Here is a 24,124-nt window from a genome sequence, read left to right on the forward strand (position 1 = left end):
TGAATGGTTCTGTGCTTTTCGGGAACTAAAGCCCCGCCATTCGCTGTAGCCCTCATGAAAAATTCGGGGCTGCCGCTGCTGTCGGGTTTAGGAAGGGAATTTAGTGCTTTTGGAAGGGTTTGAATAGCGATTTTCAGAGCTTCGTCACCCTGAATTTATTTCAGGATTTATCTTGCAAGAAAGATGCTGAAATAAATTCAGCATGACGATTGTGCTGGGTAATATTGCTGAAGAACAAGGTTTAAAATAAATTCTCTTCAATAATATCCTGTAACTCTTTTTCGTTTGCAGCAATTTCTTGCAATAGTTTAAACTGATTCTTAGTCCTGTCTAAATTTTGTGTGGGGTAACTAATAGGATAGTACTGGTTACCGCTTAAAAAATCAGTTAAGAAGCGCAGGGCCTGCATATAAATCATGTATTTGCCTGAGAATAAGATGAGTTCTTTTTCTGTTTTTGTCAAAATACTTTTCATTTCGGATAAATAACCTTTTATCGTGGCCTCAAAGTAAGGTAAGCGTATCTTAATCTTATCTAAATCGGTTTCATTTTCAGAGAAGGCACAAAGATAAGTGCGCATCATATCGCCTAAGTCGGAAATGAATTTACCGGGCATAATGGTATCTAAATCGATTACGCAGATACCCATATAAGTTTCAGTATCCAATAAAACATTGCTTATTTTGGTGTCGTGGTGCATTACCCGATCAGGGAAATCAGTTCTGTGCGAGTATGAGGTATAATAATCTAAAATGTATTTATGTGCTAAAGCATCTTCAATTTGTGCTTTTGCCTCATTCTTTAATGTTTCTTCTGCCTGGCTTAATGCCAAAGTAAACTGTTCATACCTTAAACCTAAATCGTGGAAACCCGGGATAGTAGGCTGAAGTGTTTTTGCATCAAAATCATCTAATAATCTACTCAGTTTGCCAAATTGTTTTGCAGCTTCGTATGCTTGCTTAGGATCGGCTAAAACGTCTAATGAGATGGTATTCGGCACGAAAGGAAGCATCCGCCAATATTCATGATGAACGTGCGCCATTTCTTCACTATTTATGGTAGAAATAGGTTTAATAAAAAGATATTCAGGGTAAGTGAAGGTAAGGTAATCAGCAATAGACCGGAGGTTGTTGGCAATAGCTTCGGGCGATTTAAAAACCGAAGTATTTATATTTTGAAGAATGTATTTCTTCTTTTCAGACAGGGGAGAAAGCAAATAAGTACGGTTAATTAAACCCGTACCTATTTGTGTAATCTTTGTATTTTCTTTAGCGTATCCGTAGGCTTTTAAAACTTCGGAATCTAAATTTAGTTCCATAGTTTTTCTGGATATGTTCCGTTTTTAACCAACTGGTCAATACTATCCTGAACATAAGGTTTGTCTTCTTTATACGTTACACCGAACCATTTGTTTGAGGTTGGTACTACTTTAAAGGTAGCGGTATTACTTTTTACCAGGTTTTCGCCAATTAATGGAATAAAAAATTCGGCCTTAGGCTTATCTTTGTTTGCTTCAGCAAATTCTCTGAACAATTCTTCCGTAATTTTGAAAACCGCTGGTGTAAATCCCCAGAAATTCATTGAAACAGGTGTTTCGTAGGCTAAAGGGAACTCTTCGCCATTTTCTTCATAAAAAATATTACCATCTTTAGGATAAACCTTTGTACGTTCTACAATTTCTTTTAAGTTGCCAGATTCATCTACCTGACAAACACCACGGGAAACGGCGCCAAACTCAGATAATGTTTTGCCAATTTCGTAACCTATAATAGAATAATTGCTGTCTGTTACTTCGGTGGTTAAGAAATCAACCATTTTTTTAAAAGCATCGTAACCATAATAATCATCAGCATTTATTACGCAGAATGGTTCTTTAATTACATTTCTGCCCGAAAGAATTGCATGTGCGGTACCCCAGGGTTTCTCCCTATATATTTCTTCTTCTATGCCAAATTGTTTTAAATCGAAGTTTTGGAAAACATAATCTGTTTCTATTCTACCTGCAAGCTTTGGTTCGAAAATGGCTTTAAATTCGTTTACAAACTCTTCTTTAATAATAAATACAACTTTGCCAAAGCCAGCATTAATTGCATCATATATTGAGTAATCGATAATGGTCTCGCCATTGGGGCCAAAACCATCGATTTGTTTCATACTTCCATAACGGCTTGCCATACCTGCAGCCAATATTAATAGGGTTGGTTTCATCTATTGTTTATTATTTTTATTTGTAGGAGCCTTGATATTAAAATAACTATTTAATCATGCCGGTTCGTATTGTGAAATAGTAATAGGCATATCAATTATATCAAAAAATGGCCATGTCTTTTATGTTTATATTTTGTTTAGGTATTCAAATAGCTTCTTTAAATCGCTATCGTTTTTTAAATCAATTTTTTCTTTTTTCAAATACTCGTTTAATTCTTGCTCTTTGGAAGGGAATAAAGCTAAAATTGTTTTCTTCGTGGGTGTAATTTTTGCGAAATTACCATCTTTGAGTATGAAATAGCCATTTGTTGTATTAAAAGTTTTATTGGTAACCGCAGAACCGTATTGTTTGCTTTCAACTATCTTTTTATTCGTCTTTTTAAATAATGAAGTCGGCCCTGAAAAGATAACTTCAAAATAAGACGCATTATTAAAATGATCTACTGCCGGCAATCCATTAATGTACTTATCCAATATATTTAAATCAGGATTTAAAAGTTCAAATGCTGTAACTGGTTCTGCAAAATACATCAAATTGCCGTTCTCATGTTTGAAAATTAGCTTATCGTCCATTACATTATACTTTAACGGCATATCTGCATAATGTTTCCCCGATTTAGTGGTTACTTTTCCTTTAACCCAGTAATCAAATAAATAAGGAGAGCCTGTTACATCTTCGAACTTTATTTCCCTTAATTGGGTGCCCTGGACTTCTGCAAATGGAGTAAGTGCATATTGACTATAAGCGTTTAATGAAATAAGCGAGAGAACTAAAAATAGATATTTCATAGTTAAGTTTTTAAAATCCGAAAAGTCCGCCACCGGTTTTTGAGCGTGTTTTCTTTCCTGTAAGCATGCCAAAAATACCGCGAACAATTTCTTTACCAATCTGGCGTGTTATTGTTGCACCCATTACCTGCTCAACAAGGCTCTTTTCGCCCGGTTTAGGCTTGCTTTCTTGCTCGGCCTGTTTCTGAGCTTCAGCTTCCTGCTTTTCTTGCTCTGCTGCTGCAGTTTGCTCATTAATGCGTTTAGTTAACATATCGTAAGCACTTTCAGGATCGACAGGATCTTTATATTTAGTATACTTTGGACTGGCATGAATAAGCTGATCGAAATCTGCCGCAGTAAGTGGCCCCATTACAGCCCTTGGTGGGGTGAGCATGGTCGCAGATACCTCCGTTGGTATACCTTTTTCATTTAATACGGTAACCAAAGCCTGACCTGTTCCCAGCGAGGTTAATATTTTATCGATTTCGTAGAAATCTGATTTTGGATACGTATTAACTGTTTTTTTTAAAGCATCTACATCATTAGGCGTAAATGCCCTTAATGCATGTTGTACGCGGTTACCCAATTGCCCTAAAACACTTTCAGGCACATCGGTAGGTGCTTGGGTACAGAAGAAAACGCCAATTCCCTTTGAACGGATTAACCTGATAATGGTTTCAATCTGCTCTAAAAATGCTTTCGAAGAATTTTTGAACAATAAATGTGCTTCATCAAAAAAGAAGATCAGTTTTGGTTTGTCTAAATCGCCAACTTCGGGCATGGTATTAAATAACTCAGCCAGTAAGCTTAACAAAAAGGTAGAATATAATACGGGCTGATTTTGAACATCGGCAATATTTAACAAACTGATGGTTCCTTTGCCATCAACACGCTCGAAAAGATCTTCTATGTCAAAAGATTTTTCGCCAAACATACCCGCTAATCCCTGCTGCTCTATAGCGACAATTTTTCTTAATATTGTACCAGAAGTAGCGGTAGAAATGGTACCATAACTGCTTTTTATTTCGGCAGCTCCGGCACCTTCTGATAAATAAGAAACGAGTTTTTTTAAATCATTTAAGTCGATAATCGGCATTTTGTTATCATCGGCATATTTGAATATTACCGCCATGACACCTGACTGGGTATCATTTAAATCTAATACTTTAGATAAAAGCGTTGGGCCGAATTCTAATACCGTTGCCCGCATCTGAGAACCCATTTTACCCGAAAGGGAGTAAATTTCGATGGGAAAGCCAGATGGAGAAAAAGGTTTGTTGAGCTGTTGTGCTCTTTCTTCTATTTTTGGATTAACAGAGCCTGGCTGGTTTAAGCCTGATAAATCACCTTTAACATCTAACATAAAAACAGGAACGCCGGCATCTGACAGTTGCTCTGCCAATAATTGCAGGGTACGTGTTTTACCTGTTCCGGTTGCTCCAGCAATTAAACCATGTCTATTCATCATTTTTAACGACAAATTAACCTCAGCTTCGCTGTAAACCTGACCGTCTAAAATTCCGGCGCCTAAATAAATGTACGAGCCCGTAGGTGCATAGGATGCTTTTATTTTTTCGATGAATTTTGAAGAAAGATCGCTCATTTTTTTAAATTAGATTGCCAATTTAAGAAAGATATCTTAAAAAGATTGTGTTTTTGTTTCCACTTTTAATGCAAAATACTGCACAAACGGTTGTTTAATGCTGTTGGTTAAGTTGCTTGTAATAATTTAGCTCGTTCTGAAGTGCGGTTATTTCTTCCTGCATATTTTGCAATTGAGTAAGCAGATGTGAAACGGCATGAATGCCCTCTAAGTTGATTTCCAGATCGTGTGCTAGGCGAAGATACTGCTCCAATTTGGTCAATTCATCAACTGGCAAAAAGAGCGATTGCTTTTTAACCGTGGTGTGGATCAGGCCAAAATCTTCAAGCGATTGGATAAAGTTGATCTCTACGTGGTGATAAGCACAGATGTCTTCTACAGGTATTAGATTGGTTCCCATAATGGTTAGAATTTGGAAAGTTTTTCGAATAGTTCTTTTTGTTCGACATTTAGATCGGTGGGTAATTTTACCTGCCACTTGATATATAAATCGCCAAACTGATTTTCTTTTTTATAAAGAGGAAACCCTTTTCCTTTTAAACGTAAAGTAGCATCGGGCTGTGTTCCCTCTGGTACTTTAAGTTTGACTTTGCCGTTTAAGGTTTCTACAATTTTTTCGCCACCTAAAATGGCGGTATACAGGTCTATTTCTTCCTGGATGTAGATATCGTTTCCTTTTCGTTTAAATTTAGGATGATCTGTAATGTTAAATTTAATGTATAAATCTCCCGGAGGGCCATTGTTAACACCTGGTGCGCCATAACCTGGTAGTTTAATTTTCTGGCCATTTTCTACACCCGCCGGAATGGTAATGCGTACTTGTTTGCCGTTTACGGTTAAGGTTTGTTTGTGTGTTGTATAAGCATCGATTAGATTTAATTCCAAATCGGCATTGTAATCCTGGCCTTTAAAAGGGGAATTTCTACTGCTTCTGCCCCCGCCGCCGCCAAACATCGACGAAAAGAAATCAGAAAAATCTTCGCCTCCAAAGCCTCCTGAATAGCTATTGCTGCCATATCCTCCACTTTGCGACTGGTATTGCCTTTGCTGTTGTTGCTGCGCATCTAACTGATCGGCATGTTGCCAGTCTTTACCATACTTGTCATATTTCTTACGCTTTTCCGGATCACTTAAAACTTCGTTTGCCTCGTTAATTTGCTGAAATTTTTTATTGGCTTCCTCATTGTTGGGGTTAAGATCGGGATGGTGCTTTCGGGCTAATTTTCTATAAGCTTTTTTAATATCCTCAGTTGTTGCATCTTTTTTTAAATCGAGGATTTTATAATAGTCTATGTAGTCCATAATGGCTTAACAAATAAGTAAAAGTAATGTTCAATTTAATTGTATAAATGTAGGTTTTATAATGGTGTATTTCAATGGGGATTGTCTTAGCCAATAGTAGGTAGTTTGTTTATAGTTTGAGATACCTTATAATTAAGTTAAGGTTTTGTTCCCACAGATTACGCTGATCTCTGCCGAGTATATCCCATCAACAGTTTGCACCTTCTATCCCAGGTTAAATAGCCCTGATGGCAGCGAAATCCCTTTTGGTTAAGGATGGATTATTAATCGGCGCGGATATCCAAAAGGATTGCAGCGGACAGCAGGATGGAACCCGACCTAATGTTGCTGTCATTGCGCTCCAAATCATCAAAATATTAATCATATATGTGCAGTTATGTGTTACCATCTGACTGATTAATAAACTTATCGTTTCAGATAGGAATACCTGTCAGCACGCAAAGGAAAGGCTGTTAAACAAAAAAAGCGCCCCATATAGAGGCACTTTAATCGATAAAGGTAGAGAGAGATTTATTTTTTGTTTTTTACGTATTTTTCTAACCATTGGTCTTGCTCCCAAAGCATATGAAGTAAGTTTTCTTTGCCGCGGTAGCTGTGTGCTTCATAAGGTAAAAATACAAAACGGGTAGTACCACCAGCACCTTTAATCGCATTGAACAAACGTTCGCTGTTAATAGGGAAAGTACCTGGGTTATCGTCAGAGTCACCGTGGATTAACAATATAGGCGTTTTAATTTTATCTGCATAACTGAATGGGCTCATTTCGTAATACAGCTGAGGTACCTGCCAATAGGTACGCTCTTCGTTTTGGAAACCAAAGGGCGTAAGTGTACGGTTATAAGCTCCGCTTCGGGCAATACCTGCAGCAAAAAGATTAGTATGAGCCAATAAGTTTGCTGTCATAAATGCGCCATAACTATGTCCTCCAACGGCCATACGTTTTTTGTCGCCAACGCCTAAATCGGCCAGTTTATTAATCGCAGCTTCGGCATTGAGCTGTAATTGATCTACAAAGGTATCGTTAGGTTTTTTACCATCTTTAGCAACAATCGGCATTTCTGCGTTATCTAGCACCGCATAACCACGGGTTACCCAGAAAATGGGAGAGGCCCAGCTAATTGTAGTAAATTTGTCTTTCGATCCACGGATCTGTGCTGCATCTGCTGCAGAGTTAAACTCGCGTGGATAAGCCCAAATTAATGAAGGTAATGGACCATCTTTGTCTTTGTTGTAACCTTTGGGTAAATACAGATCGCCTGTTAAATCTACACCATCGGCACGTTTGTAAGAAATTTTCTGTTTGGTAATGCCTTCTAAAGATGGATATGGATTAGTGAAATTAGTAATTGGTTGATCGGCGACGCGAAGCATCAGGTTTTTAATAAAGTAGTTAGGTACTAATTTTTGACTCTCTTTACGGGTGAGCAAAACCAGTTTATCAGGATTAATTACATCGCTTACATATTCGAAGGTTCCTTCGGCGCTGCGCCAGATAATCTCATTCTTTTTAGTGGTTAAATCGAATTTGGCTAAGAAAGGTAAGTCTCCTTTTGCTGAAGAACCTACTATATTGTTCATTAACAGTTTAGTGCCATTGTCAACCGTTTTAATTACCTGTCGGCCATATTTATTTTTCGTAGTAACCGGCGAGCCTGGGTTGCCATAAGCATCTGTTTGGTTACGGCTGTACAATTCTTCTACTTCGCCTGTTGTAGGGTTATAACGGCTCACTTTATTGGTTTGTTTGCTACGTAAACCTTCCATAATCAGGGCAAGATTGGCATCACCCCATTGTACGCCGCGGTAACGGGTCTGTGTTTTAAATAATTCTTTTTCTGCTCCGCTAAAAGGTGCACTTAGCGCATAAACTGCATCATGAAAGGGAACATCTTTTTTAATTAAACCACTATCCAGTGGTTTGCTCCAAACCAGTGTAGCAGGTTCATCATCCCTCCAATCGAAACCACGCGGTACGTTTTGCGTATTGTCGTAACCAGATGGAGTACCCTCTGATGAAGGCAGTTCGGCAATAACTTTAACAGTTTTACCAGTTAAATCAGTAATGGTTATTGTTGATGGAAAACCGTTTGCAGTAACCAAATAAGAAAAGGGTTTGCGTATGGTTTCGATCAACATGTAATTTTTATCAGGCGATAAACTTGTCGAACCATAAATAGCTGGTTTTCCAATAGCCGTTTCTACACCTGCTGTATTTTTTACCAATTGTGAGGTTGCGAAAAACTCGAACAATTGTTCGTCAAAAGGTGATTTAATTAAATCCTGAAAAGTGGCGCTTGGTGCAGCTTTTCCTAAGTTTTGTTGAATGGTTGGCCCTTTTGGCATTAATGGTTTCGTAGGTGCAGCACTTGCTGGTTTAGTTACTGTCCGATAGATAATGGTATTATCATTTAACCAGGTAAGGCCACTACCTAAAACCACATTTAAAAAAGCCTTGTTGGTTTTGACTGCTTTTTTTGTAGCCAGATCAATAATATAAAGATCTACTCCTTTTTGGGTGGTGTGGGTAAAGGCAATTTTATTTTCTGATGGGTTCCAGGTAATGTTGCTAGCGTATAATGGAGTTGGCAATCCTGAAACCTGAAACGTTTGGTTGGATTTGATGTTTTTTAAGCTAAAATTGTTGATGTAGGTTTGCCTGCTGGGTGAGTAATTATTTGGGTTTAACCTTAAACCTGCAATTCTGTATTCGGGCAAGGCCAGTTCTTCGACTGAGGGATAGGAGTTGCGCTCGCTAAACAAGATCCATTCTGCTTTGCCATCAATACTTACGCCAGGAGTTGGTTTGGCAAGTAATAAATCGGCAATTTCTTTTGGGGGTGTTTGGTAGCTTACTGCATCTTGTGCGGCCGAATTAAGCGAAGCGCAAGCGCCCGCTATCAATAAATAGAGGTGTAGTTTTTTTATCATTTCCAGTTTTTTGTTCGAAATAAGGAATAATCAAATATTGCAAAATTTAACTTATTATCGCGTAACTTCTTATTTACATCATGAAGTGGATGCTTTCTGCTGTCATTCTGAATATGATGAAGAATTTTTAACCGCAAAACAGACCCCTGGGAATATAGCGATAAAGGTCCTTCGCTTCGCCTGCCGTTGACGGGTCTAGTAAAGAGGTCGTCATTGCTTCGTCGGCTGAAAAAGCCTTCTCGCAATGACGATACCTGGAGGCGATTTATCTTCATTAATATCTCCTGTCATTTATATTGATCTTTATACAATAAACTGCCCTCAGAATGACATATCTATAAATTTGTGCAGCTATGGCAACAGAAAAACGCTTATAGTCAACGGTATTAAGGATACAAGCTACTTGTGTGGGCTACAGCGTTGATAATCATTTCTTTTAAAACTCCGATATGGATATCGCTCATTTTTTTAAAGTAGATACAGGCTTTAGCTGTTTTATGTTTACCGAATCTGGAAAGCAATTCTTCACGGTTTTTAAATTGAGAAGACAGATATAAAACGATGGCATCTTTTCTTGGAGAAAATCCTACCAATGGTGCATCACCTTCCCGGCCGCTTTTATATTTGTAATGGTAACTTCCAAAACCGACAATGGCATTTCCCCACATTTTAGCTTTAAAATCTGTGGTTAAACTTAGAATATCTGATAGATTAAAGCAATCGGCTCTTTTATTTTCGTCGGGAATGGTATTTAAAAAGTCTGGAACGCTCAAATCGTTTTCTGTAGTTTTATTCTGTGCCATATCTTTTTTATGATGAATATAAGGGTTTAGTTAAATAATTTCAATTTCTGTGCTGATTGTATTTAAAGTAATACATTATTTCTTAAAAAAAACCAGATTAAAAATCATTCATTTTGAGCTTATTTCACAGTAATTAGCTAATGCAGTTTGACATATGTCAAAAAATCAACACCTTTTATACAACCTTATACACTTATTCTTACATTTGAATTGTCAATCGTCCCCGATAGCTGATTTAATTATTTTTTTCATTTTTTAAAAATTAATTATCTCAATGACAACACAACAACTAAAACAAGGAGAAATTCTTGAGCGCTTAGTGCGCAGAGATCGTATGGGCATCAGCGAGCTTTCCAGGAAGCTTAATGTAAGCCGCAGAACAATTTACAACTGGTTTGGTCAAGACAGAATTGGGCATGAAGTAATTTGGCAGGTAGGCAAGTTATTAGGTCAGGATCTTTCTTCATCATTTCCAGAAGCTTTTCCCAAGTACAACTCCGAATCCATCAATCAAACGGCAGATCCCGGTAAACAAATCGGTTCGGATAATAGTTCTGTGTATTTCTGGATGAATAAATACATTCATCTGTTAGAAAAATACAACGACCTGTTAATTACAGAAGAGCCACAAGAGTTAGATCCAATTAGTAAGGAATTTCCACTTAGAAATAAAAGATCTGATACATTTTTATATCAATAAAACTAAGGTTTTTAACTAATAGAATAAGCTAAGTCATCCCGTTAATTTTTCTTTTTATTTACATCTTAACTCTGCCCACTTCGTTTCCTATCTTCAATATTGTAATATTTTTAGGTATTAGCATCAGCGGCTTTTAATTTCTAATTTGGACTACAGGAATTATAGAAGCATCGTAGAGATGGCCTTTTAGCATAAAAATATGGAAGTATTTTTGACAAATGGGTACACGCAGGCCGTTAATGATAAAAAAATAAGGTTAAAGAATAGTTGAAAACCTGATTATAAAATTTTAGCTACAGCGAAAAAATCAGCTCAAACACGCAAAAGGTAATTTTAAATAACCACTACATCATAAAAATAGCCACCTGTGCGATGGCTATTGGTAAGAAGAATAGTGTCTTCTCTATGGTGTGCCTGCCCTCCGCGGATCTCCCGCTCACAGGACTTTTTTATCTTTCTTTTATGCTTAACAATTTAGGCAATAGTTGGTTTTGATCCGCAAAATAATTTTGCACATCGTGTGGAAAATGTTAATATCTCTAAAAACGGATCAAGAGTAATCTACATCAAGAACTGGCAAAAAACTTATGGAGAAATTAACTGTTGAGACGGGTTTGGTTCGGAGTTGGTTCGGACTTAAGACGGAGTTGTGACAATGTTACTCGAACAAAGCCTGTTTAAACTCCGAGATTTATACATTACAAAATGCCAATAATGGTTTACTTGAATTGAAGTTAAATATTAGGGCGTCATTTGCTGTGGTCAGTTTCTTCTGCCATGCGAATTATAAAAGGCTAGTAGATAACCTGAAAATGAATAAAATGTGTGGCTAAAGAGAAACTTAGATTAGGCTAACTTCTGCTCTATAGCTTAAATATTCATCTTCTTCCTCGGTCATAAGGGTTTTAGCCGCTTGTTTCCATATGAAGTATTATACGCATTTTTTGATTAAAACATTTTAGGGTGTGCGATGTTTGTGATGTGGTTGCTGCCGATGATATAATTACATCGTTTAGTGGCAAATTATCAAACATTAAATCATGGTCGAGTTAAATAAAGAGCTTTTTTGTAACCTGGGCGACCGCTCTGTTGATGGGTATTTTATTTTCGATTATACAGCACAAAATTTTTCATACCTCAATAAATCGATAAGTAAAATTTGGGAACTCGGCGTTGATGAAATTGCGGCTAATCCTCAACTACTTTTAGCGCGGGTACATCCTGAAGATGTTGCACATGTAATGTCCTGTTACAAAGAATGCCTTGAAGAAGGTACGGAGAAAAAATATGAATTCCGTTTAATATTTGCCGATAGAGAAAAATATGTGCGGGCAATTGTGTTTGCCGTTACCGATGGAGAAGTAAAGCATTTAGTAGGTACCGTGGAAGATACCACGATAATGCGCCACAATAAAATTCATATTGAACAAATAAACGCCCGAAAAAATATAACCTTAGAAGTATTGGCGCACGATTTAAAAGAGCCGCTGGCCATGATGAAATTAACTGCTTCGTCTATGAAAAATGGTATTGCTCAAACAGGTGATGAGCAGATGATAAACTCACTAGCTTTTATTCTGGATATGTGTGAGCGTAACCTGCTTTTGGTACGGAGCATGATTAACCGGGAGTTTTTAAAATCATCGGTAATAGAAATTGGCAAGGAGCGGGCCGATTTGGTCTGGGAACTTAGGGATGTTGTTCGTTTTTACAAACGATCGAAACTAGGCAAAATGAAGAATATTAAATTCACAAGTTCCGCCGAACAGATTTACCTGCACCTGGATAGCATGAAATTTATGCAGGTGATCAATAATCTAATCTCAAATTCAATAAAATTTACTGCCGATTATGGGGATATTACCTTACATGCCGAGGAATATGAAAGTACTGTTTTAATTACTGTAGCCGATAATGGGGTTGGAATTCCAGATGAGTTGCAGGCTGGCCTTTTTGATCATTTGCCCGAAACTTTAAGGCCAGGTTTGAAAGGCGAAGAATCGGGAGGATTTGGTATGGGAATAATCAAAGCAATTGTTGAGTTGCACCAGGGAAAAATCTGGTTTAAAAGCAAAATTGGTATCGGAACTACCTTCTATATTGAGCTGCCTAAGTAGCCTTTTTTAATTTTAAAACAGTGTAAGTTATATTTGAGTTATGATTAACATTATTCTTGCGGATGATCACCATATTATCCGAACCTCACTTAAAGCACTTATAGAAAAACACGAAGGCATCAAGGTTGTTGCAGAAGTATCAGACGGTTTAGCGGTTTTGGAACTTTTGGAAAATGGAATAAAAGCTGATATCATTTTATCAGATATTGTAATGCCTGGGCTCGATGGAATAGGTTTAGCCAGCACCATTAAGGAGCGTAGATACGACATAAAAGTGGTTGTTTTGTCTATTTTAGATGATGAAAAGTACGCGTCAAATGCCTTTACATCAGGCGCTTTTGCTTACCTGTCAAAAGATATCGAAGAAGATGAATTGCTGTTTTGCCTAAAGCATGTAATGAAGGGAAAACGGTACCTTTCCTCTAATTTATGTATCTCCATTTTAGAGCGTTTTAATACCCAGTTAAATATGCTTTCGCAAAAAACGAATACTGAAATCAATTTTTCTGAACGCGAAATTAATGTATTAAAACTCATCGCGGATGGGTTGACCAATCAGGAAATAGCGGACAAATTGTACTTAAGCAGGCGGACAGTAGAGAGCCAGAGAGAAGCTTTAATCAGTAAAACCGGTACAAAAAACTCTGCTTCCTTGGTTCGTTTTGCTATGAGAAATGGTTATGTAGCCTAGTATTTTTGATCGTTTTAGGGCAATTTTTTCGTGTTTTAAATAAACCGTAAAAAATCGCGTATTTCTACAAATAACATTGCATGGTGCTGTTTGTTGAATATCTACATCATACCTAAAACGAATCATGGAAACATTAAATTTCAATTGTGACATATACCAATACAGACAACCACTTTTTGATCGTGCATTAGCCTATACACGTGATGAAGACGATGCAGCTGATTTAGTTCAAGACACCTTTATGAAGGCGTTTAGGTTTTCGGCTAAGTTTGAAATGGGAAGTAACGTGCGCGCATGGCTTTTTACAATTCTAAAAAATACCTTTCTTAATCATTATTATAAGGTAAAAAGGAAAAATGAAATGATCCAGCAAGAAGAGGATTTAACTTCCATCCAACTGGTTCCAAGTGCATCATCTAACGCTGGTGCAGCAAAGTTTATGATGGAGGATATCCAAAAATCATTAAATGCCTTGCCAGAAGATTGCCGTTTTTGTTTTTGCCGTTATTTTGAAGGTTATAAATATCATGAAATTGCTGCTGAGCTAGATATCCCATTGGGCACTGTAAAAACCAAAATACATGTAGCAAGAGGACTTCTTAAAAAAATGCTTAAAAATTATAAATCTGGTTTGGCTGCCTAATTTTCTCATCGTTTATTCGGTAAATTCAGGTATAAATACATCATGTGAGCTAATTAACTTAAACTAGATTTGTTGCATATGAGCAACGTGCTAGTTAAGAAAATTTTCATAGTTGATGATGATGAAAATATCCACGACATTATAAATTTAATTTTTGAGGAAGAGCATTACCTGATTAAAGGCGTTTTAAGCGCCGATAATGTGGAAGAAGCAATCGCTGATTTTCTACCAGATATAATTTTATTGGATATCCGTATTGGTAAACATGATGGTAGGGATATCTGCAATAGATTAAAGCACAATCCTAAAACAGCTCATTTGCCCATTATATTGCTTTCGGCTTTAAATATGGATAATTTGGGCTGCTCACCAACTGCCATCATTGAAAAACCTTTTGATATTATGGATCTCCAACAGAAAGTGAAAACATTGCTGGATAAAACTAAGATCATTGAGCATAAAAAAGGGATAGACTAACAGCCTATCCCTATATCTAAACTCAAACATGCGCTCAAACATGAATGAATCTCCAAAATTAAACATTTTAGTTTATTATTAGTTTTAAAAAGTAGTGTAAATAGTTAAAGACTATATGTTATGACGATGTTAAACTACGCTTAGTTTTACTATCTGAAATACTTAGTTTCATTTTTGCGTTTTATTGCGGAGATTTATAAAATGAAATTATCATGATTTTCAAAAACTGTACTCCAGGTTAATCATGATTGCTTCATTACCATTAAAACATATTGATACCGATGAAAATAGCAACTTATAATGTAAACGGAATAAATGGGCGCTTACCTGTGCTGTTACGTTGGCTGGAAGAAACCCAACCTGATGTAGTGTGTTTACAGGAATTAAAGGCTCCGCAAGAAAAATTTCCGGAGCAGGCTATTAAAGATGCTGGTTATAATGCCATTTGGCATGGTCAAAAAAGTTGGAATGGCGTTGCTATATTGGCTCGAAACCTGGAAATAAAAGAACTAAAACGGAATTTGGATGGCGATCCTGAAGATTTGCACAGCCGATACATCGAAGCAATGGTGAATAATGTTATAATTGGTTGTCTTTATCTTCCGAACGGAAATCCGGCACCAGGGCCAAAATTCGAATACAAGTTGCGATGGTTTGAGCGTTTTACGGCCCACGCGGCAAAACTGTTGGAATCTAATTTACCAGTAGTTTTATGTGGTGATTATAACGTAATACCTACAGAGCTTGATGCTTATAAACCAGAACGTTGGGTTGAAGATGCTTTATTCCGTCCTGAAACCCGTTTGGCATTTCAAAATTTAATGGCGCAAGGCTGGACAGATGCGATCAGAAAATTATACCCTACCGAAACGATATATACCTTTTGGGATTATTTTAGGAATGCATATGGTAGAGATGCGGGATTAAGAATTGATCATTTTTTACTAAGTCCTCAGGTGAGTGATCGCTTAAAATCTGCAGGAGTAGATAAACAAGTGAGGGGCTGGGAAAAAACAAGCGATCACGGTCCGGTATGGATTGAACTAAGTGAGGTTTAATATTATTACGGCTTATTTTTTAAATCGGTTACATCTAAAATTGTTCCTATTAATTTTAAGCATTCGCCGTCCTGTTGAGATAGTATTCCATCTGCTTTAATCCATCTAATTTCTCCGTCAGGCCGGCAAATTCTGTGTACCGTGTGGTAACTGGTTTTTTCTCTCGAAACCGTGAGTTCAATTTCATCCTGAACGTGGTCAAGGTCTTCTGGTAGGATTAAGCCTAAAACTTTTTCATAACTTAAAACCTCATCTGGTGGGCAACCTAGGTTTTTCTTAAATGACCGGGTTGAACGGAGGATACCCGTTGCTATGCTTAACTCCCAAAAACCAAGGCCTAGGTGGTCGAACACCACATCCCAATGATCATCACAAATAATGGATAGATCAATATTTTTCTTATTTGTACTCATAAATAAAGGATAACTATTTGAGGAAATTACATAAACAATGTAAAAATATTTTGAGTATTAATAAAAATAAACGTAGTACTCAGGAATTTAAATAAATGGGGAGCAAAAGGTAGGGATGCTTTAGCGTAGTTGCCCGAACAGGCAAAAAATAAGTCAAGCTTTAAAAACTTGACTTATTTGGAAATAATTAATGCTGATCGGTGTTTTTTGACTTTTCTATCAGTTCTTTTTGATCGCTCAAATCTTTATAGTAGAAATAACAACCAAACCCTAAGATGAGGATGATATTACTTATTTTGAAACTATGATCTAGCCAATAGCTAAATGCTGGCACATTACCACTAAAACTCTGTTTAATATTTGGCCAGGAGTTAAGAATGAAAATAATAACAATCATTAACAAAACCTTTAGCAAGGTGCCGATGATGATTTTTTGGTGATTTACTTTTTCCATTATTTAAACGCTCTGAAATCCTGACCGTCGGTAATGTTCAATAAGCTTTCATAAATCAAGCTGATTACATTATCAACATCTTCTTTATGTACCATTTCTACGGTAGTATGCATATAGCGTAACGGCAGTGAAATTAATGCTGATGGTACGCCGCCATTAGAATAGGCAAAGGCATCGGTGTCTGTTCCGGTAGAACGCGAAGATGCCTGACGCTGGAATGGAATATTATTTTTCTCAGCTGTTTTAATTAATAATTTATTTAAATTGGTTTGAACAGCTGGCGCATAAGAAACCACAGGACCTTTACCGGCTGATAAATCGCCTTGAACGTTTTTGTTAATCATTGGCGTAGTAGTATCATGTGTTACATCGGTAATAATGGCCACATTTGGTTTAATGCGCTGGGCAATCATCTCGGCACCGCGCAAACCGATTTCTTCCTGTACGGAGTTTACAATATATAAGCCGAAAGGAAGTTTTTTCTTGTTCTCTTTTAATAAACGTGCTACTTCGGCAATCATAAAGCCGCCCACACGGTTATCTAAGGCACGGCCCACATAATAGCGGTCGTTCAAAACCATAAACTCATCTTCGTAGGTAATTACACAGCCTACGTGGATGCCTAATTTTTCTACTTCTTCTTTTGTTGTACAACCACAGTCTAAAAAGATATTTTTTAATTCTGGTGCCTGTTCTTTTTCGCCATGGCGGGTGTGGATTGCGGGCCAACCGAATACCGCTTTAACCAATCCCTTTTCAGTATGAATATTTACACGTTTTGATGGCGCAATCTGATGATCTGAACCGCCATTGCGGATTACATATATTAAACCATCTGCGGTAATGTAATTTACGTACCAGGAAATTTCATCGGCATGTGCTTCTATAACTACTTTAAAAGCAGCTTTAGGGTTAATTACACCTACAGCGGTACCGTAGTTGTCGATAAAATGTTCGTCGATATATGGTTTTAAATAGTTTAACCAAAGTTTTTGCCCTTCCCATTCGTAACCGGTAGGAGCAGGATTATTGATGTATTCTTCAAGAAACTGTAGCGATTTTTTAGTTACCACAGCAACATGTTTTTTCTTTTCGTCGTCTTTTTTCTTAGCCATTTTAATAGATATGAGATTTGAGTATTTAGATTTGAGACATCATACTCATTTTTAACTTAATAATTCTTTTTCCATTACCACAAAATCGTAACCATCTTTAAAAAAGGTTTTATCGGTTTCGTGGAAGCCAAATTTAAAATAAAATTCCTTAGCATTTACACGTGCGTTGCACCATAGTTTTGTCGCTTTTTGAATTTTACAAAAATCAATGATATAGGCCATTAGTTGTGAGCCATAGCCTGCTTTTTGAGTATCGGGCAGAACGGCAAGTTTACGGAATTGGTAAACATCCCCATCATGAAACAAAGAAACTACCCCAGTTAACTTATGATCCAGGTATAATCCAAAATGGATGCCTTCAAAATCATCCGGAAGCTTTACACTATCAAAAGGTAATTCTGGATACATGGCCTCATGCCTGATCCGCCAGGTTAGAGAAGGGAATATTTGCTCAATTTGAACCATAATTACAATAAAAAGCTAAAGCCTATTCTGCCATCAATGCCAAAATAGGTTTGATATTTATTGATACGCATATTTGGACCCAATGAAAGTTCGAAATTTGTTTTTTTGCCGATACTACGTTGGATGCCCCATTGAGGGGTGATTCCGATTTCAAAATCTATCACATTATATTGATTAATGTTTCCTTCTTTAAGCAAGGGAGAAAAATATGTAGCTACATCGAGACCAAAATAATTAGCCGCGTTATTAATGGTTTTTTTACCTTTTTTTATTCTGTTTTCAAAATTGTAGTATTTCCTGATTCCGGCATACATATTTGGTGAAAGATCAAAATAGGTTTTAGTATCACTTCCACTGTTATAATTGTAATTATATTCTAACAAAAAGGTTCCTGCTACACCCGCACCTACGTAGGCTGTAGTTAGTTTTCCTATCTTTTGTTCTCTTTCATAATGCAACGACAAGAGGTTCAGCCTTATTTTATTTAATGATTTTACTTCGGTTGGCTGTTCTACTTTTGTACTGTCTTGAGCTTTTGCTTTACCAAAAATGGCAAGGCAAATAAGTAAAGCCGAAAATGTTTTGATTGCGTTTTTAGATTTCATGAAATTTTTATTGATTAGTTATTTGTTTTTTCTTCCGTAGAACTGATAAATTAAGATATTAAGTACAATTATTCCCGTCATTCCATAACAGAATAACGCCCATCCGCCTTGGTCCCAAAGCCACAAACCCAAAGCTGAGCCACAGCTGGCACCAATAAAACTAACCGACATAAAAATGGTGTTTAGTCTGTTTCTAGCCTCTGGTATTAAGGTGTAAATTCGGGTCTGGTTGGTTACATGTATGGCTTGCTGACCGATATCTATAAGCACAATGCCAATTACAAATAGGTACAAATGGCTACCAGTAAAATAAAACAAAGCGATACTAACGATTTGTAATATAAAACCAATCATTAAGTTTTTGCGTGGATTGTTACCATCGCTTAACTTTCCAACCAATGGTGCTGCCAGTGCGCCTGCTGCGCCAGCAATTCCAAATAACCCAATCTGCAGGGTTTGGAAATTAAAGGGTGGGTTAGCCAGAAACAATACCATGGTAGTCCAAAATGCACTAATAATGGCGAAAGCCAGAAAGTTAATAATCGAAGTCTCCCTTAAGGCAGGTTGGGTTTTAATGTAACTGAACATCGAACGCATGAGTTCTTTATAGGTGCCTTTAAAAGCAGGATAACTTTGTGGAAAACGTTTGGCCATTAAAAAAATAAGCAGGCCGCAAATTCCTGCCGCAATATAATAAACTGCTCTCCAGCCTAACCAAAAGCCAATACTGCCACTTACTGCCCTCGATGCCAAAATTCCAACCAGCAAACCACTCATAATCATGCCAATATTGGCCCCACGATTTTCATCGGTACTTAAATTAGCCGCTAAAGGCAAAATCAATTGGGGTACAATAGAACAGGTGCCAATTAAAATTGAGGCAACTTCCAGTACAAAAAAAGTATGTGAAACCGCGGCAACCAATAAGGCGAAGATTGCAAGTCCGGTAATGATGAGGATCTGTTTTTTGCGCTCAAACATATCACCCAGCGGCACTAAAAGGAAAAGTCCTAAAGCATAACCGATCTGCGTGAGGTAGGTAATCCGTCCGGCATCGGTTTCGGTGAGGTTGAAATCCTTTGCAATTAAGATTACCAAAGGTTGGCAATAGTAAATATTTGCAACAATCAGGCCTGTGCAAAAAGCCATGAGGAGGATATCGGCGCGTGATAATTTCTGAGTAATCTGCATTTAGTCTTAAGTCGGAAGTCCTCAGTCATGAGTCTCAATAGTCTGGATTGATGGAAACCTTACTATGGACCAATGACTGGGATTATTTTCTACAAAGGTATATTTCCATGTTTCTTTCTTGGATTATTCACCACCTTATTTTCCAACATCTTAAAGGCTTTTATCAACTTTGCGCGGGTTTGGGCTGGTTCAATCACCTCATCAACAAAGCCGCGTTCGGCCGCGCGATATGGGTTGGCAAAGGTATCTGAATATAATTTTTCTTTCTCCAGCCATTTTTCTTCAGGGTGTTCTGCTGAGGTAATTTCTCTTTTAAAAATAATTTCTGCAGCACCTTTAGCACCCATTACAGCAATTTCTGCACTTGGCCAGGCGTAGTTCATATCTGCACCAATATGTTTGCTGTTCATCACATCATAAGCGCCACCATAAGCCTTCCTGGTAATTACAGTAATGCGTGGTACAGTAGCCTCGCTAAAAGCGTATAATAATTTTGCACCATTGGTGATAATGCCATTCCACTCTTGATCTGTACCTGGTAAAAAACCCGGCACATCTTCAAATACCAATAATGGAATATTAAAGCAATCACAAAAGCGGACAAAACGTGCTGCCTTGGTAGAAGAATTGCTATCTAAAACGCCTGCCAAATAAGCGGGTTGATTGGCCACAACACCGATACTTCTTCCTGCAAGGCGGGCAAAGCCTACCACAATATTTTCAGCATACGCTGCATGCACCTCTAAAAAGCTGTCAGCATCGGCCACGACAGAAATTACGTCACGTATATCATAAGGCTGCGAAGCATTTTCTGGCATAAAAGTATTTAATTCTGGTCGGCTTTCATCAGCTGTTTCATAAGGTAAATGATCGGCTATTTCCTCACAGTTTTGCGGCATATAGCTCAATAGTTTTTTTACATGGTTAATAGCCTCAATTTCATTGGCACAGGCAAAATGGGTAACGCCCGATTTTGTAGCATGTGTACTGGCACCTCCTAATTCTTCTGAGGTTACTTCTTCATGCGTTACCGTTTTAACCACATTCGGGCCTGTAACGAACATATAAGAAGTATTTTCTACCATTAAAATAAAATCAGTAATGGCTGGCGAATAAACAGCTCCACCTGCACATGGCCCCATAATGGCCGATAGCTGCGGAATTACGCCTGAAGCCTGTACGTTTTTATAAAAGATATCGGCATAGCCGCCCAGAGAAACAACTCCTTCCTGAATACGGGCACCACCACTATCATTTAAACCGATCAGTGGTGCGCCATTTTTCATGGCCATATCCATAAGCTTGCAAATTTTCTCTGCATGGGTTTCGGAGAGTGAGCCTCCAAAAACGGTGAAATCCTGAGAGAATACATAAGTTAACCTGCCACTAATTGTTCCATAGCCCGTTACTACACCATCGCCAAGATATTTTTCACGTTCCATCCCAAAGTCGGTACTTCGGTGCGTAACCATCATGCCAATTTCTTCAAAGCTCCCTTCATCCATTAAAAAATGAATGCGCTCGCGGGCTGTAAGTTTACCTTTTTTATGCTGACTATCAATTCGGGCCTGCCCACCGCCAAGGTTTGCCTGGTTAATTTTATCTTTAAGTAATGCTATTTTTTTGTCCATTGCAATGCTATGAGATTTTAAAATTAAAAATTACTAGCGGTAATGCAAGATAAGCGAGGTGTTATTTTATCTCAGCCCGACAGGCGATGTTGAGTAAAGCAGATGGCGGTTAGCGTCGCGATCGTCATGCTGTCCCAAATATTCGGGATCAGCATCTTTCTGCCCATTAAGACCCTGAAATAAATTCAGGGTGACGATAAAATGTAAGAATATCTAAAGATTATACAGATTAGGTCCCGCTTTTTGGTGCGAGTCCCGGTGAAGGATCGGAAGCTCTTCCCGCCAATCGGGTTTATTTAACTTAGACCGGTGCTTGGAAAACAAACCGCTGTTAACTAAACCCGACAGCAGCGGTTCCGATTCTTCATCGGAATTAGCGAATGGCGGGGCTACAGCAGCTATGAAATACTAACCTTTCATTTCCAAATAAAAAATAATAATATTTAATAGGAAACGGTTGGTTCTGGGCTTTTGGCAGGTCAGGCCCCGCTTTTTGGTGCGAGTTCCGATGAAGAATCGGAAGCTCTTCCCGACAATCGGGTTTATTTCACTAAGGCTAGTGCAAGAAACCCAAGCCTTTCATCCGTTTACAGGTAAAAATTGTGCTATTTGGAACAGGTTTTTGTTAACTAAGCCAAACTGAGGCAATATCATTTTTGGCCCCGGTTACTTTAATTTTATAATGGAACCAAGGTGTTTTCAAAATCTTTGAACAGTAAGCTTTTTATGTCGAATGCAATCGCCTATCTGTTATATTACATTTTTTTTACAGCTTAAAGCATTGAAAAACCAATTATCCGTTTATTTTTGTAACCGTTAGTATTAAAACAACATTAGGATTTTAGATGTTTTTAAGAAAATACAAGTATTTAATCGTTGCCTCATTCATGTTTATCTTCATGGCGAAGATGGGTATATCTGGTGCGCCGGTATTTTGTACGAGTATTGACAAGGAAATCATGAACGCTGTAATCATGCAAATCGAGTTAGAGCATGAGGGCGGAAAAGATACCGCCAAAGACACTGCAAAATTTACCGATTTCAAACTCGTTGAACTTAATCATCCTATCTTTTCTTACGAATTCTCTTCAAGTCACTTCTTTCTGAAGAGCAGTTTTATCGAACATTTCAAAAGATATGTAGATCCATATCACCCTACGGTGCCAACACCGCCACCTAACTTTATCTAGTCTTTTTTATTGGGGTAACCTTATTATGTGCAATCAGTGATTTGAGCAGGTATGTTGTGTTTATATATTTATACGATATGCTGTTCCTTGGTCGCTTTTAAGATTCCCCCGCGATTTATTCGTTAAAATTTACTAGATAATTATATCGTTATGCAAAAGTTTAACCCGGCCTTTTCAGGTTCGGACGTGAAGAAATATATTCTTAAAAAGAATTTAAAGAAAGATTTACCTGCAAGTATTGTAGTGTTTTTGGTGGCTTTGCCATTGTGTTTAGGTATTGCACTAGCCTCAGGTGCACCACTATTTGCTGGTTTAATCACTGGTATTATTGGAGGGGTAGTGGTTGCCTCTTTCAGTGGATCGCAATTGAGTGTTAGTGGCCCTGCAGCGGGTTTAACCGTTATTGTTTTGGGTGCCATAACCTCTTTGGGGAGTTATCAAACCTTTTTACTTGCAGTTGTACTGGCTGGTGTTTTACAAATGATTTTAGGCCTGGTTAAAGCTGGAACCATTGGTAATTACTTCCCTTCGAGTGTAATTGAAGGGATGCTTGCAGCAATCGGACTGATTTTGATTTTAAAACAGTTGCCACATGCGTTGGGTGTTGATACCGATTTTAGTGGCGACGAAGGATTCTTTCAGCAAGATCACGAAAACACTTTTTCTGCGATTACAGCAGCGGTAAGCCATTTTAGTTTGGCTGCGGTGGTTATCAGTTTATTATCGATAGCTATTCTGATTATTTGGCCTAAATTTCCAAAATTAGCGGTTGTACCTGCACCATTATTGGTGGTAACACTTGGGGTTCTTGGAACTATACTTTTTGCTGGTACAGATCATCCACTACGTGCTGATCAGATGGTGAAAATTCCGGTAGTAAGTGGTTTTGGCGAATTTTTAGGCCTGTTTACCATGCCCGATTTTTCTCAGTTGGCTAATAAAAATGTTTATATTACAGCTGCAACTATTGCTGTTGTAGCAAGTTTAGAAACGCTATTAAGCATAGAAGCAGTAGATAAAATAGATCCGATTAAACGTGTATCGCCAACAAATAGAGAATTAATCGCCCAGGGTTTAGGCAACATCACCAGTGGTATGGTTGGTGGCTTACCTATGACGTCGGTAATTGTTCGTAGTTCGGCAAATGTTAATGCTGGTGCCAGGACCAAAATGTCAGCTATTTTTCATGGTTGTTGGTTATTACTTTCACTTTTGTTTATTCCAGGAGTAATTAACATGATTCCGTTATCGTGTTTGGCTGCGATCCTTCTGGTAACAGGATATAAACTAACCCGTGTTAGTTTATTTAAACACATGTACCATAAAGGATGGGACCAGTTTGTACCATTTGTAGTTACGGTGCTTGCAGTTTTATTTACCGATCTGCTAAAAGGTGTGGCTGTTGGTATGTTGGTTTCTATTTTCTATTTACTCCGTACCAATATGCGTAACCCGTTCTTTTACAGAATTACAAATGAAGGCGATAAAAAGCATATCAGGATTAAACTGGCAGAAGAGGTTTCTTTTTTGAACAAAGCAGCAATACAAGTAGTTTTAACGAATATTCCTAAAGAAACAGATGTAATTATTGATGGTTCGAATGCCAGGTATATCGATCCTGATGTATTGGAAACGATTTATAATTACAAACATAATGCCTACACCAAGGGTATTATCGTCACATTGGAGAATATCCAAAAACATTATACAGTACCAAAATTAAATATAACAGTAGAAGAAGATATTAATAAGTCATAAT

Annotated in this window: 23 protein-coding genes; 8 read left to right on the forward strand and 15 right to left on the reverse strand. The window is 37.6% G+C overall.

What is annotated here, in order from left to right:
- Positions 1–241: 241 nt before the first annotated feature.
- The 8 genes from ACTJKN_RS17730 to ACTJKN_RS17765 form a co-directional block, all read right to left on the reverse strand.
- Positions 242–1,318: a phosphotransferase enzyme family protein gene (locus ACTJKN_RS17730; protein WP_440827056.1), complete on the reverse strand. Its 1,077-nt coding sequence runs from the start codon at positions 1,316–1,318 to the stop codon at positions 242–244.
- Entirely contained in the window at positions 1,309–2,208 is a 900-nt protein-coding gene (locus tag ACTJKN_RS17735; protein WP_440827058.1) for a nucleotidyltransferase family protein, read from the reverse strand. Before ACTJKN_RS17735 ends, ACTJKN_RS17730 begins: the two co-directional genes overlap by 10 nt.
- A 126-nt stretch (positions 2,209–2,334) precedes the next feature.
- Complete coding sequence (locus ACTJKN_RS17740) at positions 2,335–2,997, reverse strand: hypothetical protein (protein WP_440827060.1); 663 nt, start codon at positions 2,995–2,997, stop codon at positions 2,335–2,337.
- Positions 2,998–3,007: 10 nt separating this feature from the next.
- Positions 3,008–4,582, reverse strand: a complete 1,575-nt coding sequence (locus ACTJKN_RS17745; RefSeq protein ID WP_440827062.1) for a helicase HerA-like domain-containing protein — start codon at positions 4,580–4,582, stop codon at positions 3,008–3,010.
- Positions 4,583–4,676: 94 nt separating this feature from the next.
- Positions 4,677–4,982 (reverse strand): chaperone modulator CbpM, encoded by a 306-nt coding sequence (locus tag ACTJKN_RS17750; RefSeq protein WP_440827063.1) that lies wholly within the window; start codon positions 4,980–4,982, stop codon positions 4,677–4,679.
- Between the two features lie 5 nt (positions 4,983–4,987).
- Positions 4,988–5,884 carry a DnaJ C-terminal domain-containing protein gene (locus tag ACTJKN_RS17755; protein ID WP_440827065.1) on the reverse strand — a complete coding sequence of 299 codons (897 nt, stop codon included), beginning with the start codon at positions 5,882–5,884 and terminating at the stop codon, positions 4,988–4,990.
- Positions 5,885–6,394: 510 nt separating this feature from the next.
- Entirely contained in the window at positions 6,395–8,812 is a 2,418-nt protein-coding gene (locus ACTJKN_RS17760; RefSeq protein ID WP_440827067.1) for an alpha/beta hydrolase family protein, read from the reverse strand.
- Between the two features lie 386 nt (positions 8,813–9,198).
- Positions 9,199–9,615, reverse strand: coding sequence for a DUF1801 domain-containing protein (locus ACTJKN_RS17765; protein WP_440827069.1), 417 nt, complete (start codon positions 9,613–9,615; stop codon positions 9,199–9,201).
- 274 nt (positions 9,616–9,889) lie between these two features.
- Between ACTJKN_RS17765 and ACTJKN_RS17770 the strand changes: the two genes are divergently transcribed.
- From ACTJKN_RS17770 to xth, 6 genes are all read left to right on the forward strand, one after another.
- Positions 9,890–10,315 (forward strand): helix-turn-helix domain-containing protein, encoded by a 426-nt coding sequence (locus ACTJKN_RS17770; protein WP_440827071.1) that lies wholly within the window; start codon positions 9,890–9,892, stop codon positions 10,313–10,315.
- 1,040 nt (positions 10,316–11,355) lie between these two features.
- Entirely contained in the window at positions 11,356–12,432 is a 1,077-nt protein-coding gene (locus ACTJKN_RS17775) for a PAS domain-containing sensor histidine kinase (protein ID WP_440827072.1), read from the forward strand.
- Between the two features lie 40 nt (positions 12,433–12,472).
- Entirely contained in the window at positions 12,473–13,123 is a 651-nt protein-coding gene (locus ACTJKN_RS17780; RefSeq protein ID WP_440827074.1) for a response regulator, read from the forward strand.
- A gap of 124 nt (positions 13,124–13,247) precedes the next feature.
- Positions 13,248–13,766, forward strand: a complete 519-nt coding sequence (locus tag ACTJKN_RS17785; RefSeq protein WP_440827076.1) for an RNA polymerase sigma factor — start codon at positions 13,248–13,250, stop codon at positions 13,764–13,766.
- A gap of 78 nt (positions 13,767–13,844) precedes the next feature.
- Positions 13,845–14,243, forward strand: coding sequence for a response regulator (locus tag ACTJKN_RS17790; protein ID WP_440827078.1), 399 nt, complete (start codon positions 13,845–13,847; stop codon positions 14,241–14,243).
- A gap of 281 nt (positions 14,244–14,524) precedes the next feature.
- Positions 14,525–15,301 (forward strand): exodeoxyribonuclease III, encoded by a 777-nt coding sequence (gene xth / locus ACTJKN_RS17795; RefSeq protein ID WP_440827080.1) that lies wholly within the window; start codon positions 14,525–14,527, stop codon positions 15,299–15,301.
- A 5-nt stretch (positions 15,302–15,306) separates the two neighbouring features.
- Here xth and ACTJKN_RS17800 read toward each other — a convergent pair whose 3' ends face one another.
- From ACTJKN_RS17800 to ACTJKN_RS17830, 7 genes are all read right to left on the reverse strand, one after another.
- Positions 15,307–15,714, reverse strand: a complete 408-nt coding sequence (locus ACTJKN_RS17800) for a PAS domain-containing protein (RefSeq protein ID WP_440827082.1) — start codon at positions 15,712–15,714, stop codon at positions 15,307–15,309.
- Positions 15,715–15,901: 187 nt separating this feature from the next.
- Entirely contained in the window at positions 15,902–16,168 is a 267-nt protein-coding gene (locus tag ACTJKN_RS17805; protein ID WP_440827083.1) for a hypothetical protein, read from the reverse strand.
- Positions 16,168–17,283, reverse strand: coding sequence for a M42 family metallopeptidase (locus ACTJKN_RS17810; protein ID WP_440827085.1), 1,116 nt, complete (start codon positions 17,281–17,283; stop codon positions 16,168–16,170). The genes ACTJKN_RS17805 and ACTJKN_RS17810 overlap by 1 nt, the downstream gene beginning before the upstream one ends.
- A gap of 51 nt (positions 17,284–17,334) precedes the next feature.
- Complete coding sequence (locus tag ACTJKN_RS17815) at positions 17,335–17,748, reverse strand: GNAT family N-acetyltransferase (RefSeq protein WP_440827087.1); 414 nt, start codon at positions 17,746–17,748, stop codon at positions 17,335–17,337.
- 2 nt (positions 17,749–17,750) lie between these two features.
- Positions 17,751–18,353 carry a hypothetical protein gene (locus ACTJKN_RS17820; protein ID WP_440827089.1) on the reverse strand — a complete coding sequence of 201 codons (603 nt, stop codon included), beginning with the start codon at positions 18,351–18,353 and terminating at the stop codon, positions 17,751–17,753.
- 18 nt (positions 18,354–18,371) lie between these two features.
- A complete protein-coding gene (locus ACTJKN_RS17825) occupies positions 18,372–19,544 on the reverse strand; it encodes an MFS transporter (protein WP_440827091.1) in 1,173 nt (390 codons plus the stop codon).
- Positions 19,545–19,633: 89 nt separating this feature from the next.
- Positions 19,634–21,175: an acyl-CoA carboxylase subunit beta gene (locus ACTJKN_RS17830; RefSeq protein WP_440827092.1), complete on the reverse strand. Its 1,542-nt coding sequence runs from the start codon at positions 21,173–21,175 to the stop codon at positions 19,634–19,636.
- 899 nt (positions 21,176–22,074) lie between these two features.
- On the opposite strand from ACTJKN_RS17830, the gene ACTJKN_RS17835 reads away from it, so the two are divergent.
- Together ACTJKN_RS17835 and ACTJKN_RS17840 are read left to right on the forward strand one after the other, a co-directional pair.
- Entirely contained in the window at positions 22,075–22,365 is a 291-nt protein-coding gene (locus tag ACTJKN_RS17835; protein ID WP_248291954.1) for a hypothetical protein, read from the forward strand.
- Between the two features lie 150 nt (positions 22,366–22,515).
- A complete protein-coding gene (locus ACTJKN_RS17840; protein ID WP_440827095.1) occupies positions 22,516–24,123 on the forward strand; it encodes a SulP family inorganic anion transporter in 1,608 nt (535 codons plus the stop codon).
- Position 24,124: the final 1 nt, after the last annotated feature.

Origin of the sequence: Pedobacter sp. 22163 (genome assembly GCF_052045595.1) — a bacterium.
Lineage (GTDB): Bacteria > Bacteroidota > Bacteroidia > Sphingobacteriales > Sphingobacteriaceae > Pedobacter.

Bases quoted from the DNA above. Each gene is read 5' to 3' on its own strand.
- ACTJKN_RS17730 (WP_440827056.1), bottom strand. From the start codon at position 1,318: ATGGAACTAAATTTAGATTCCGAAGTTTTAAAAGCCTACGGATACGCT.
- ACTJKN_RS17735 (WP_440827058.1), bottom strand. From the start codon at position 2,208: ATGAAACCAACCCTATTAATATTGGCTGCAGGTATGGCAAGCCGTTAT.
- ACTJKN_RS17740 (WP_440827060.1), bottom strand. From the start codon at position 2,997: ATGAAATATCTATTTTTAGTTCTCTCGCTTATTTCATTAAACGCTTAT.
- ACTJKN_RS17745 (WP_440827062.1), bottom strand. From the start codon at position 4,582: ATGAGCGATCTTTCTTCAAAATTCATCGAAAAAATAAAAGCATCCTAT.
- ACTJKN_RS17750 (WP_440827063.1), bottom strand. From the start codon at position 4,982: ATGGGAACCAATCTAATACCTGTAGAAGACATCTGTGCTTATCACCAC.
- ACTJKN_RS17755 (WP_440827065.1), bottom strand. From the start codon at position 5,884: ATGGACTACATAGACTATTATAAAATCCTCGATTTAAAAAAAGATGCA.
- ACTJKN_RS17760 (WP_440827067.1), bottom strand. From the start codon at position 8,812: ATGATAAAAAAACTACACCTCTATTTATTGATAGCGGGCGCTTGCGCT.
- ACTJKN_RS17765 (WP_440827069.1), bottom strand. From the start codon at position 9,615: ATGGCACAGAATAAAACTACAGAAAACGATTTGAGCGTTCCAGACTTT.
- ACTJKN_RS17770 (WP_440827071.1), top strand. From the start codon at position 9,890: ATGACAACACAACAACTAAAACAAGGAGAAATTCTTGAGCGCTTAGTG.
- ACTJKN_RS17775 (WP_440827072.1), top strand. From the start codon at position 11,356: ATGGTCGAGTTAAATAAAGAGCTTTTTTGTAACCTGGGCGACCGCTCT.
- ACTJKN_RS17780 (WP_440827074.1), top strand. From the start codon at position 12,473: ATGATTAACATTATTCTTGCGGATGATCACCATATTATCCGAACCTCA.
- ACTJKN_RS17785 (WP_440827076.1), top strand. From the start codon at position 13,248: ATGGAAACATTAAATTTCAATTGTGACATATACCAATACAGACAACCA.
- ACTJKN_RS17790 (WP_440827078.1), top strand. From the start codon at position 13,845: ATGAGCAACGTGCTAGTTAAGAAAATTTTCATAGTTGATGATGATGAA.
- xth (WP_440827080.1), top strand. From the start codon at position 14,525: ATGAAAATAGCAACTTATAATGTAAACGGAATAAATGGGCGCTTACCT.
- ACTJKN_RS17800 (WP_440827082.1), bottom strand. From the start codon at position 15,714: ATGAGTACAAATAAGAAAAATATTGATCTATCCATTATTTGTGATGAT.
- ACTJKN_RS17805 (WP_440827083.1), bottom strand. From the start codon at position 16,168: ATGGAAAAAGTAAATCACCAAAAAATCATCATCGGCACCTTGCTAAAG.
- ACTJKN_RS17810 (WP_440827085.1), bottom strand. From the start codon at position 17,283: ATGGCTAAGAAAAAAGACGACGAAAAGAAAAAACATGTTGCTGTGGTA.
- ACTJKN_RS17815 (WP_440827087.1), bottom strand. From the start codon at position 17,748: ATGGTTCAAATTGAGCAAATATTCCCTTCTCTAACCTGGCGGATCAGG.
- ACTJKN_RS17820 (WP_440827089.1), bottom strand. From the start codon at position 18,353: ATGAAATCTAAAAACGCAATCAAAACATTTTCGGCTTTACTTATTTGC.
- ACTJKN_RS17825 (WP_440827091.1), bottom strand. From the start codon at position 19,544: ATGCAGATTACTCAGAAATTATCACGCGCCGATATCCTCCTCATGGCT.
- ACTJKN_RS17830 (WP_440827092.1), bottom strand. From the start codon at position 21,175: ATGGACAAAAAAATAGCATTACTTAAAGATAAAATTAACCAGGCAAAC.
- ACTJKN_RS17835 (WP_248291954.1), top strand. From the start codon at position 22,075: ATGGCGAAGATGGGTATATCTGGTGCGCCGGTATTTTGTACGAGTATT.
- ACTJKN_RS17840 (WP_440827095.1), top strand. From the start codon at position 22,516: ATGCAAAAGTTTAACCCGGCCTTTTCAGGTTCGGACGTGAAGAAATAT.